Consider the following 11,601-nt stretch of genomic DNA (forward strand, 5'->3'; position numbering starts at 1 on the left):
TTACAAGTAAGATTCTTACCCTACGTTTTTTAATTCTTGAATAATTTTTTAGTTCATAATTTTATTTAATTACAATATAATTTATATATAGACAAACTGAATATACAAGATGAAAACAAATGACGCATTTGACGGGTTTACTATAGAGCTTTTTAAAGATACGGATGGAGATTGGCTAGCAAGATTTGAAGAGCTACCGAACGTATCGGCTTTTGGCAATTCGCCTGAAAAAGCACTACAAGAATTACAACAAGCTTGGACTTTAATGAAAGAAAGTTACATAAGTCATAATCAATCTATTCCTTTAGCACCCTTTAGGAAAGAGTATAGCGGGCAGTTTAATGTTAGAGTAGATAAACGTGTGCATCGAGCTTTAGTACTTGAAGCACTTAGAGCAAAAATTAGTTTAAATGCTCTAGTATCTCAAAAATTAACTTTATCGGTAAACAATGAAAAAAGCAGTTATTCTAGTTAGCGGTGGGGCAGACTCTGCTACGGTTCTTGCAATAGCAAGAGAAATGGGGTATGAAATTCATGCTATGAGTTTTAATTACGGACAACGTAATAATGCAGAGCTTCGGAAAGTTAAGGAGCTTATAAAAGAATATAACGTCAAGCAGCATAAGATTGTTGGTATAGATTTACGAGCTTTTGGTGGTTCTGCTTTAACTGATGATAATATAGATGTTCCGCATTATCACGATGTAAACGAACTACCTGAAGATGTGCCGGTTACTTACGTGCCTGCTCGTAATACGATATTTTTAAGTTATGCACTAGGGTATGCAGAAGTAATAGGAGCAAAAGACATTTTTATAGGTGTGCATACAAGCGATTCGGCAAATTATCCTGATTGTCGTCCTGAATATATTAAATCTTTTGAAAAAATGGCAAATTTAGCAACCAATATGGGAATACAAGGTAAAAAAATTACTATTCATACGCCTTTAATTGATATGACTAAAGAGCAAATAATTAGAACCGGTCTCGAACTTGGTGTAGATTACAAAAATACTATATCATGTTATGAACCTACTGAAGATGATTCATCTTGCGGTAATTGCCTTGCTTGTACGATAAGGCTTGATGCTTTTAAAAAGAATAATATACAAGACCCAATTAAATATGTATGATAAATACTGCTTGTATTTCAAGAATTGCTCTTTCATTTTATCAAGGACTCGTGATGCTCACGTACTATGTGTACGCTCCGCTCACTCGCCTATCAAAATAAAATTCAATAAAATTCAATTCTTGAAATACAAGCAGTATAATGACTTGAAGTATTATGATAGATAGAGGATATTTATATGCTCCTTTTCCTGTACTTGATTTAGAAAATATAGTACTAAGGGAATTAGCGAAAAGGGATGTACAAGATTATGTTAATTATATGAGTAAGTCGGAAATGGCTATTTATATAACTGATAGTAATAGACCTAAAGACTTAGAAGAAGCTAGAGAAGAAATACGTTATTGGTCTAGTTTATATAAAGATCATAGAAGCTTTTATTGGGGAATTGCCCTTAAAGACGATAATAAATTGATAGGTACAGCAGGGTTTAATATAATAAATCTAGAGCATCATAGAGCAGAAATAAGCTATGATCTAGATCCTAGTTTTTGGGGTCAAGGTATAATGTTAAAATCTATAAAAAATATATTAAAATTTGCTGATTATATTGGTATTATAAGAGTACAGGCAACAGTAATTACTGATAATTTTCGTTCAATTAATCTTCTTGAGAGATGTGGTTTCGCTAGGGAGGGAATCCTTAAAAAATACGAAATAGTTGCAAATGAGCATAAAGATTATTATATGTATGGTAGGGTTATATGAATTGTACTGTCATCCCGTGGACCCGCCACGGGATCTCAGGACGTAATCTGTATCACAAGATCCCGTGGTCAAGCTCATAGTACCAGACAGTTTTTTCTATGTCATTCCCGCGTAGGCGGGAATGACATAGAAAAAACTGTCCGGTACTATAGGTCAAGCCGTGGGATGACAATGAGTATAAACATAAAAAAGAAAGTTAATGGTAGTAGAAGCTGATAAAAAAGAATTGATTTGTTCGTTTTGTAGTAAAAAACAACATGAAGTAAAAAAACTAATAGCAGGTCCTGCGGTATTTATTTGTGATGAATGTATAGATTTATGTACGGATATTATGAAAGAAGAAAGTAAAGTTGCGTTAAAGCAAATTACTTCTTCAATTCCAACGCCGCAAAAAATATGTGCAATTCTAAACGATTATGTAGTTGGGCAAGACCAAGCTAAAAAGATTTTAGCAGTAGCGGTTTATAACCATTATAAGAGACTTGAATATGTACAATCCGGCAATAATGACGTTGAGCTTAATAAGTCGAATATTTTATTGATCGGTCCTACCGGTTCAGGAAAAACTTTACTTGCTCAAACGCTTGCTAAAATTCTAGATGTACCTTTTACTATGGCAGATGCTACTTCTTTAACGGAAGCCGGTTATGTCGGTGAAGATGTTGAGAATATATTACTACGTTTATTGATAGCAGCTGAGTTTAATATAGCAAAAGCACAAAAAGGTATAATTTATATTGACGAGGTTGATAAAATTGCCCGTAAATCGGAAAACCCTTCCATTACTAGAGATGTATCGGGAGAAGGCGTACAACAGGCACTACTTAAAATTATGGAAGGAACTGTTGCTTCCGTGCCTCCTCAAGGCGGTCGGAAACACCCTCAACAAGATTTCGTACAGTTAGATACTTCAAATATCTTATTTATTTGCGGTGGTGCTTTTATGGGGATTGATAGCATTATAACCGCAAGAACTAATCATAGTTCTATAGGTTTTGCGGCTAACGTAAATATAGATAAAGAGAAAAATAATAGTGAGATTCTTAAATCTCTAGAAATTGAAGATTTAACTAAATTCGGCTTAATTCCGGAGTTTATCGGTAGGTTACCTATCGTTACAACTTTAGACGAGTTAGACAAAGATGCTTTAATTACAATTCTAACTAAGCCTAAGAATGCTATAGTAAAGCAATATCAGAAACAATTTGAGCTTGATGATGCTGAGCTTGTAATTGAGAATTCTGCACTAGAAGCTATTGCTGAAAAAGCTTTAGCTAAAAAGACTGGAGCAAGAGGGCTGCGTTCAATACTTGAGCATCTTTTGCTTGATAGTATGTATAAAGTTGCTGAGCTAAAAAAACAGCGTGTTACTATTACAAAAGAGGTAGTTAACGGCTTAGTAGAACCGATAATGACCTCTCTCATTTCTACAAAATCAAACAAAAAACAACCGATTATTGAAGATATACCGGCGTAGATATTGTTTTCTCTCTATGTAATTCTTACGGGCTTGCCTGCGTGTATCGAAAAACGCATTCGGTGTCATACCGTGGCTTGACCACGGTATCCAAAAAACAGCTTAAAGTACCAATAATTTTAGTATTTTTAACTGGATCCCGTGGTCAAGCCTATAGTACCGGACAATTTTTACTTTATGTCATTCCCGCGAAAGCGGGAATCCAGTCAAATAAAGCTTTAAAAAGCTTTATTTGAAAAAAATTATCTAATAAAAAAATCTTTGAAATCAAGATTTTTTTAGCATAGATCCCTGCTTTCGCAGGGATGACATCGAGAGCTTTTTGAAAATTGTTCGGTACTATAGGTCAAGTCGCGGGATGACACCGAATATTTATTCTAAATTAGTATTATAACGGTTTAAATACCATTAAGAAAAAAATAATAATCAAACTGATAAATGCTGGCCAGCCTAGGTAGAACCATAATTTAAATAATTTATAATATTTTTCCGGTAGGGGAGTTCGCTGTTTTAATGCTTCAAGTGCTATATTTCGTAGTTAGATTTGAATCCATACCACCGGAAGACAACAACCACCGACGATTATGTATCCGATATACCTCTAGTAAATGAAAAATTGTCAAAGAAGTCAGCAAGTGTTATTAAGTAAGAATGGATTTATAGAAAATTAACATCAGTAGAAAAAGAAGAATTAAAGCTTTACCATAGAAGCGAAAGGGATAAGAGGATTTGTGATAGAATCAAAGCTGTTTTCATGTATGATGATAGCTATAGTATTGATGAGATATCGAAAGTGTTATTACTGAGTGATGGGGAGGGATAAGAAAACATTTAATAGATTATCATAATGCTCAGAAGCTTAAGCCTGGAAATGGCGGTAGTGATAGTAAACTTACTAGACAGGAGGAAGCAGAGTTAATAGTTCATCTAGAAAATAATAATTATGTGTATGCTAGAGATATAGGTTTGTTCATAGAACGTCAATATGGAGTAATCTATACATTAGCTGGGGTAATCAAGCTGTTACACAGACTTGGTTTTAGTTATAAGAAACCTAAGTTAATTCCTGGAAAAATAGATTTAGCTAAGCAAGAGGAATTTAAGCTGCAATATAGTTTGCTAAAAAATAATTTAGCTAAAGATGAGTCTATTTATTTTATGGATAGTGTTCATCCTCAATACCAAACTCGAGCAAGATTTGGTTGGATTAGAAAGAATGTAGTTAAAACATTACCAAGTTTCAGTGGTTGGAAGCGTAAACATATTATTGGTGCTATTAATCTTAAGGATTTAGAGGTAGTAACAACTGACAATCCTAAGGTTAATGGTGATTATATTATTGAATTTTTAAAGAAATTAGAAGCAAATAATCAAGATAAAAGTAAGATTTATTTGATATGCGATAATGCTGGATATCATAGGTCAAAAAAGGTAAAAGAATATCTACAATACAGTAAAATAGAGTTACTATTTTTGCCAGCATATAGTCCTAATTTGAATCCAATTGAACGACTGTGGAAATTTATGCATTCTGTTGTAAGTAACAATAAATTTTATGCGAATTTTGAGACATTTACTGATTCTATACGAATATTTTTTGAAAATATTGAAAAATATAAAAATAAAATTTCTTCATTGGTAAATGACAATTTTCAAACCATTGTGCCTAATCATTTTAACAACTCTTCATGTTGAAGAAGTATATATAGTAATGGTTCATTTTTAGATTGAAAATCCAAAAATACTATGCTATTGTTGGTAGTATAATTAAATATATTAAAAATATGCTTTTTCAATCACTAAATTTATACTCTATCTTATAGTTGCAGGTCTTACAGCTACAATTATCATTTTTATGCGTCAATTATCTTATTACAAACAGCAAATTATTAATAAGGATTTAAAAATGATACCTGCATATTTTGATAAAAAAATGTTATATAAAATTCTTAATAATAACTGCGATAGATATTCTGCTCTTGAAATGATTAAATCATATTTTAAGTTGAAAACTGCAAGATCGTTATCATATGAAGAACTTCAAAATGATCAGTAATTAAGCGAATTATTTGAAGATTCTTTAAACTATTTTATTGATAATTTTATATCAAAATCTGATAAATCAGTTGTAGCAAACAAAGCGTTTAGTATACAAGATGAATATAACAATACTCATAAATTATATGTGTTTTTAGAGAAAAATAAAATATCGGACAAAACACATCAAATGCTTATATATGTTAAAGTACCTTATATAATGACTAAAGACGACGAAGAAAGCTTAAACACTTTCATACATTTGACTAAGATAATGTAGATTTCCCAAAAATTTAAGAAAGAAGAATAACTAATTTAAGAGTCAGCTTAATGAAGCTATAAACGAATCGTGACTGTTCATTGTCACCTAGTTCGTTTGACCAGTGTTGTTGCATGGCTCAAGAAAACTGCTAGGTGTCATTCCTGCGAAAGCGGGAATCCAAAAAAAAGTATAAATACAGCAAATTTTTGAAATTAAAAGCTCGATTTATCTCGCCTTATGATGGATTCCCGCTTTTAGCTAAGAATGACAGCGAGTAGGTTTTTCGATCCATGCAACAAAACCCTACTTTTAGCTAGGATGACATCAAGATCTTTTTAAAGAATGTCCGGTACTATACTACTTACTACCGAATGAAGAAACAATTTTATTAATTAATGATTCAATATTAATTGCTGATTGGGTATATCTTATCTCTTCATTAGCCGCTAAATTTTCATCATCATTACCAGGTACAATTGAAATATATTTACCTCCAAGTAACCCGCTGGTGACTACTTGGGCTTTAGAATCTTTAGGCATTTTAACATCATCATTAATATTTAGATATACACTTGCATAAAAGCTATTCGGATCTAAAGTAATTTTCTTTACACTACCTATTTTTATACCTGAGATCATTACGTCGCTTCCAACTGCTATACCCTCTGCACTCTGAAAATTAGCAGTTAACTGATAACCTTTTGAGCTAGTTATAGAACTACCTGTTTTGTAGGCAAAAATCAAAAATAGCAAAGCAATAATTAATACTACAAAGCCGATAATTGTTTCAATAATGTTCTGTTTCATTGTTTTTTTATATTTTATTAATTAATTACGGTTGCCATCTACTATATTTAAGATTTGATGTTTTAGGCGGCTTTTTAACTATTTTATTATTCTTTTGCCACGGGAAAAGCTGAATATTTTTCGGTATCTCATTTACTAAATGATGTAACCAAGCGTGCCAACTCGGCGGAATTTTTGTAGGTTCATTTACATTCTTATAAATAACAAACCTCCTTGGACGCCTTAAATAATCAATATTACGGCTTTCATAATATTGATTCAAAAATTCATCTTCTCCTACTTTTTTGTGAAAAAAAGTAATAAAAAACTTATCTATCCACGACATTTTAAAATTTCTATAGCAGTTTCTCTTCCTTGCACTGCAAGTTTATCGGCAGCAATATTACCGCTATTATTTGCATGACCTTTTACCCATTTCCAAATAATAGTATGTTTACTCAATTCTGCGTATAATTTTTGCCATAAATCGGCATTTTTAACGGGTTCATTGTTGCTTTTACACCAATTATTTTTTATCCAATTATGAATCCAAGCGGTAATTCCCTGTTGCAAATATTTACTATCGGTATAAATCTTAACATTACAAGATTTTTTTAAAATCCTTAATGCTTCAAGTGCTGCCGTAATTTCCATACGATTATTAGTCGTATCCAACTCATACCCAAATATTTCTTTGCTAGTATCATTAAATTGAAGCAAAGCTCCCCATCCTCCGGGACCGGGATTACCTGCACATGCACCATCAGTATATATAACTACTTTTGAATCCATATATGGGCATTAACTAGGTTTAGGTTTAGAAGAGTTACGAAACTTATCTAACATTATAACATTTGGATTTGGAGATAATGAAGTTTTATAACTTTTATTACTACTGATTTCCTCTTCATGTTGGTGCTTTTCTTGTATATTTAACGACTGATTAAAAGTTAGGCTGTAATTATTATTGGAATCAACAAAGCTAATAAGTGCATCAAAAGGTACGTAAATTATTTCTTTAACACCGTCAAAACTTACCGTTAAGGAAAAACCGGTATCATTTACTATTAAATTTTCAAACTGATATTGAAGTACTATTGTTATCTGTTTTGGATATGCCTGTTTAACTTTTGAAGGTAAAATTACCGCAGGGTTATCGGTTCTGTACGATATGTATATTAACTGATCCCAATATAAATTTTCATGCTGAATCTTAGTTAGAATTTTTTTCACAAATTCTAGCATATATTCATTCACAAATTTTTTATATTCAATATTCATACGAAAAAAAATAAAAATAGGTATATGAGTTATGTGGGGTTTTTCTGTTGCCCGGCAAACCCCCAGCCGCGTAGGATTAAGCTGCTAAAGCTGCACCTACGTTACGATTATTATCGTTTGCGTTTCTTTGTTTTGACCCATATGGCAAAAGCCATCGGCGGAATCATCCCGAGTAAAAGCAATCTTTTTATTAGGTACGTCGATCCTATTTCGCCCCCATAAAATACTCGATGAACTTCAAAAATTGGCTACGTCGTTCTACAAGAGCTGCGGTGCTCATGTATTAAGTATACGCTTCACTCCTCGCCTTGTGAACTCCTTGCTCTTTTTGAAGTTGATCTTCGTATTGTCTACTCTTTGATTATATATTTAAACTTTTCTAAATGACGCCGCTAATAAAGAGGAATTTGAAGAAGACACGGAACGCAGAACCGCAGCGTACACTTGGTACGTGAGGATTCGAGTACCGGATCGACGTACAAATTACCTTTAGAAGCAAGTTATTTAGAAAGTTTTGGTGGAGGCGTCGGGTACTGCCCCCGAGTCCGCAACCTCTATTCTAAATTACGTTTATTACTATAGCTATATTAGCACCAAATATTATGCCTTAATTTGATTAAAATGTAAAGGTCAAATAAGAATTCTAGATTTATATTAAAAATGGACTTATAATAAATTTTTAGAATTCAAAATTAAAAACTTAATCATGCTACCAAATCTTGGAATTATTGCAGGCAGAGGTTCATTACCTTACTTAATAGCAAGTAACTATACAAAGCAAGGCGGCAAGTGTTATATAGCGGCGATTAAAGACGAGGCTGATATAGATCAAATTAAAGATTTTGAATATAAGATTTTAAAAATCGGTATGATTGGTGAAGCTATAAAATATTTTAAGGATAATGAGGTAAAAAATATTATTTTTATCGGCGGAGTGAATAGACCGAATTTTAAAAATTTATCCGTAGATAAAATAGGCGGTTCATTGCTTTTCAAAGTAGTTGGGCAAAAAATTCGAGGAGATGATAATTTGCTAAAAATAGTAGCAGATTTTTTTGAAAGCTATGGTTTTAAAGTAATTTCAAGTAATGAAATATATAAAAATCAACAAGGTAACTCCAATATTATAACTGATACCACCCTTACGAATTCAGATAAAAATGATATTGAGCTTGGAGTAAAATTGTTGAATCATTTAAGTTCATTCGATATTGCACAATCGGTTATAGTTGAAAATGGTTACATACTTGGTATAGAGGCTGCTGAAGGGACGGATAATTTAATAGCGAGATGTGCAGATTTACGTAAAAATCCTTATGGAGGAGTGCTAGTAAAAATACCGAAATTAGGTCAAGATAATAGACTAGATATGCCAACAATTGGTCCTGATACTATAAAGAATCTTGCTAAATATAATTACAAAGGAGTAGCGATTCAGAAAAATAACGTAATTATAGTCGAAGAAGAATTAACTATAAAACTCGCTAATGAACATAAAATTTTTATAACAAAATGTTAGCAATAGGTATTACCGGTAGCTATGCATCGGGGAAAACTTTTATTTTGGATTATTTAGCAGAAAAAGGATATAAAACTTTTTGTGCCGATAGATGTATAAAAGAATTATATCAAGATTTAAGCGTGCAAACTCAAATCTTAAAATTACTTCCTGAACTTGAATCTTTCAATATCGGAAAAATCAGTAATTTAATCTACAATAACGACCTAGCTAGAGAAAAACTACAAAATTTTATTTACCCATTACTAATAGATAAACTGATTTTATTTAAAAAAGAAAATGCTAATTCCAAATTTGGCTTTGCCGAAATACCGTTGCTTTATGAAGCAAAATTTGATAAATATTTTGATTTTGTCGTAACAATATACTGCTCTGAAGAAATAAGAATGCAAAGAGCGATAACGAGATCTTCATTTGATATAGAAATTTATAATAAAATCAAAGAAATTCAACTATCACAAGAGAGCAAAATAGCAAAAGCAGATTTTGCTATAAATAGCGGAGTTGATATGTTAGACTTGGAAAAACAAATAGAGAAGCTAATAAAGGATTTGAAAGCAAGGTAATTCTCGCTATTAGCGAGAAAATGTTGTCTTGTTGCATGGCACTTTTATGTCATTCCCGCGTAGGCATTGTTGCGTAACCCCCCAGTCGTCATTGCGAAAAGAATTACGTAGTAATTCGACGAAGCAATCCAGTTAAAAATTCTGATTTATAGAATTTTTTTAATTATTTTGCTGGATTGCAGCAAAGCTTCGCTCCTCGCAATGACGGTTTTGGTATCCACGCAACAATACCCGCTCGCAATGACGATTTTAAAAGACTAATAAAGGATTGGAAATGTCGAGTTTAAGAGAGATAATTTTAGATACCGAAACTACGGGACTTGACCCACGACAAGGTCACCGAATCGTCGAAATCGGTGCAATTGAGATGGTGAATAAGGTATTAACAGGCAGGAATTTTCATTTTTATATTAATCCTGAGCGAGATATGCCGTTTGAGGCTTATAGAATTCATGGCATATCCGGCGAATTTTTAAAAGACAAGCCTCTATTTCATACAATAGCCGATGATTTTTTAGAGTTTATTTCAGATAGCAAACTTATTATTCATAATGCTCCGTTCGATATTAAATTTCTAAATCATGAATTATCATTATTAAAAAGAGCGGAAATCAAACTTTTAGAACTGTCCAATGCTATAGATACTCTAGTTATGGCCAGAAGTATGTTTCCAGGCTCAAAATATAATCTTGACGCATTATGTAAAAGATTTAAAGTTGATAATTCAGGTAGGCAGCTTCACGGGGCTTTGAAAGATGCGGCATTACTTGCAGAAGTATATGTGGAACTAACGGGTGGTAGACAATCCGCTTTTAAAATGGCTGATAAATCTGCCGGAATAAATAATTTAGCAACTAATCAAGTAAATAACAAAACAGAGCAAACTACTATTGTTATTAAACCTACAAAAGAAGAGCTGCAAAAACATAAAGAGTTCATAAATAAGATTTTAATACCGGCTTAATTAATGTCATTCCCGCGGGGCTTTGTTGCGTGGATCTCAAAATACGTCCGGTGTCATACCGTGACTTGACCACGCGGTATCCAGTTTTTTTATTTTTATGGATGCCGTGGTCAAGCCACGGCATGACACCACAGGCTTTTTTAACAACAATTCCCTTAAAACTTACCTATGAAAACAAATTTCCTTGTACTTATAACTTTTATAATACTCATCTCTTTAGGCTTTTGGCAGCTTAGTCGTTTAAAAGAAAAGAAATTATTTCTAGCTTCTATGCAAGCTAACCTCACCTCACCAGCAATTAATTTAGCAGAAATTCAAGACAATTTACCTTATCACAAAGTAAAAATTACCGGTCAATTTTTGCCTAATAAAGACATATATTTATATGGTAGAAGGTCAATGTCGAGTGAAAAAGACGGATATTATTTAGTTACTCCTTTTAAAACTATAGAAGATAATGTTATTTTAGTAGCACGAGGTTGGTTTAGTAATCGCAATAAAAATATTATCACGCAAGCTACAAACGACCAGCAGCACGAGATTATCGGTGTTACTATGCCGTCTGAAAAAACTCGTAGCTACTTACCTGCTAATGATATAAAAAATAATGTGTGGCTAACTTTAGATTTAAAAGAAGCATCCCAAACCTTAGAATTAAATCTAGAGGATTTTTATATTATTGCGGAAGGAAAAGATATTAGCAATCTAGATATTTTATTACCTCTTTCAATAAATCATTTAGCAGCAATCAGAAATGACCATTTAGAATATGCCCTAACTTGGTTTGGTCTCGCTATTTCTTTAATAGTGCTTTATATTGTTTATAAGCGTAATGTTATTTCTTCGTAGGTCATCTATGTCATTCCCGC

The 11,601-nt window shown here is 32.5% G+C and carries 15 protein-coding genes, 1 other RNA gene and 1 pseudogene; 11 read left to right on the top strand and 6 right to left on the bottom strand.

The window, feature by feature from the left end:
- Positions 1 to 109: 109 nt before the first annotated feature.
- From AC5584_RS05760 to AC5584_RS05780, 5 genes are all read left to right on the top strand, one after another.
- Positions 110 to 475 carry a toxin-antitoxin system HicB family antitoxin gene (locus AC5584_RS05760; protein WP_499162254.1) on the top strand — a complete coding sequence of 122 codons (366 nt, stop codon included), beginning with the start codon at positions 110 to 112 and terminating at the stop codon, positions 473 to 475.
- Entirely contained in the window at positions 450 to 1,133 is a 684-nt protein-coding gene (gene queC / locus AC5584_RS05765) for a 7-cyano-7-deazaguanine synthase QueC (protein ID WP_499216145.1), read from the top strand. The genes AC5584_RS05760 and queC overlap by 26 nt, the downstream gene beginning before the upstream one ends.
- Positions 1,134 to 1,288: 155 nt before the next feature.
- Complete coding sequence (locus tag AC5584_RS05770) at positions 1,289 to 1,840, top strand: GNAT family N-acetyltransferase (RefSeq protein WP_499216146.1); 552 nt, start codon at positions 1,289 to 1,291, stop codon at positions 1,838 to 1,840.
- 199 nt (positions 1,841 to 2,039) lie between these two features.
- Positions 2,040 to 3,317, top strand: a complete 1,278-nt coding sequence (clpX, locus tag AC5584_RS05775) for an ATP-dependent Clp protease ATP-binding subunit ClpX (RefSeq protein WP_499216147.1) — start codon at positions 2,040 to 2,042, stop codon at positions 3,315 to 3,317.
- A 62-nt stretch (positions 3,318 to 3,379) separates the two neighbouring features.
- Entirely contained in the window at positions 3,380 to 3,553 is a 174-nt protein-coding gene (locus tag AC5584_RS05780; protein WP_499216148.1) for a hypothetical protein, read from the top strand.
- 152 nt (positions 3,554 to 3,705) lie between these two features.
- On the opposite strand, the gene AC5584_RS05785 is transcribed toward AC5584_RS05780, so the two are convergent.
- Entirely contained in the window at positions 3,706 to 3,846 is a 141-nt protein-coding gene (locus AC5584_RS05785) for a DUF2269 family protein (RefSeq protein ID WP_499217008.1), read from the bottom strand.
- Positions 3,847 to 4,151: 305 nt separating this feature from the next.
- On the opposite strand from AC5584_RS05785, the gene AC5584_RS05790 reads away from it, so the two are divergent.
- Both AC5584_RS05790 and AC5584_RS05795 read left to right on the top strand, forming a co-directional pair.
- Positions 4,152 to 5,012 carry an IS630 family transposase gene (locus tag AC5584_RS05790; RefSeq protein ID WP_499216908.1) on the top strand — a complete coding sequence of 287 codons (861 nt, stop codon included), beginning with the start codon at positions 4,152 to 4,154 and terminating at the stop codon, positions 5,010 to 5,012.
- 89 nt (positions 5,013 to 5,101) lie between these two features.
- Positions 5,102 to 5,634 (top strand): annotated as a pseudogene (locus AC5584_RS05795) (hypothetical protein).
- A gap of 339 nt (positions 5,635 to 5,973) precedes the next feature.
- On the opposite strand, the gene mlaD reads toward AC5584_RS05795, so the two are convergent.
- The 5 genes from mlaD to ssrA form a co-directional block, all read right to left on the bottom strand.
- Entirely contained in the window at positions 5,974 to 6,423 is a 450-nt protein-coding gene (gene mlaD / locus AC5584_RS05800) for an outer membrane lipid asymmetry maintenance protein MlaD (protein WP_499216149.1), read from the bottom strand.
- A 25-nt stretch (positions 6,424 to 6,448) separates the two neighbouring features.
- Entirely contained in the window at positions 6,449 to 6,748 is a 300-nt protein-coding gene (locus tag AC5584_RS05805) for an NADH-ubiquinone oxidoreductase subunit NDUFA12 family protein (RefSeq protein ID WP_499216150.1), read from the bottom strand.
- Entirely contained in the window at positions 6,736 to 7,194 is a 459-nt protein-coding gene (gene rnhA / locus AC5584_RS05810; protein ID WP_499216151.1) for a ribonuclease HI, read from the bottom strand. Before rnhA ends, AC5584_RS05805 begins: the two co-directional genes overlap by 13 nt.
- Before the next feature lie 9 nt (positions 7,195 to 7,203).
- Positions 7,204 to 7,683 (bottom strand): ClpXP protease specificity-enhancing factor SspB, encoded by a 480-nt coding sequence (locus AC5584_RS05815; protein ID WP_499216152.1) that lies wholly within the window; start codon positions 7,681 to 7,683, stop codon positions 7,204 to 7,206.
- Between the two features lie 32 nt (positions 7,684 to 7,715).
- Positions 7,716 to 8,315, bottom strand: a transfer-messenger RNA (tmRNA) gene (gene ssrA / locus AC5584_RS05820).
- Positions 8,316 to 8,389: 74 nt separating this feature from the next.
- On the opposite strand from ssrA, the gene AC5584_RS05825 reads away from it, so the two are divergent.
- The 4 genes from AC5584_RS05825 to AC5584_RS05840 all read left to right on the top strand — a co-directional run bounded on the left by AC5584_RS05825 (position 8,390) and on the right by AC5584_RS05840 (position 11,581).
- Entirely contained in the window at positions 8,390 to 9,202 is an 813-nt protein-coding gene (locus AC5584_RS05825) for an LpxI family protein (RefSeq protein ID WP_499216153.1), read from the top strand.
- On the top strand, positions 9,196 to 9,768 hold the full coding sequence (coaE, locus tag AC5584_RS05830) for a dephospho-CoA kinase (protein ID WP_410527445.1): 573 nt from the start codon (positions 9,196 to 9,198) through the stop codon (positions 9,766 to 9,768). Before AC5584_RS05825 ends, coaE begins: the two co-directional genes overlap by 7 nt.
- A gap of 274 nt (positions 9,769 to 10,042) precedes the next feature.
- Entirely contained in the window at positions 10,043 to 10,732 is a 690-nt protein-coding gene (gene dnaQ, locus AC5584_RS05835; protein ID WP_499216154.1) for a DNA polymerase III subunit epsilon, read from the top strand.
- A gap of 168 nt (positions 10,733 to 10,900) precedes the next feature.
- On the top strand, positions 10,901 to 11,581 hold the full coding sequence (locus AC5584_RS05840; RefSeq protein ID WP_499216155.1) for an SURF1 family protein: 681 nt from the start codon (positions 10,901 to 10,903) through the stop codon (positions 11,579 to 11,581).
- Positions 11,582 to 11,601: the final 20 nt, after the last annotated feature.

The sequence above is a fragment of the Rickettsia endosymbiont of Villa modesta genome (genome assembly GCF_964026485.1).
GTDB lineage: Bacteria > Pseudomonadota > Alphaproteobacteria > Rickettsiales > Rickettsiaceae > Rickettsia > Rickettsia asembonensis.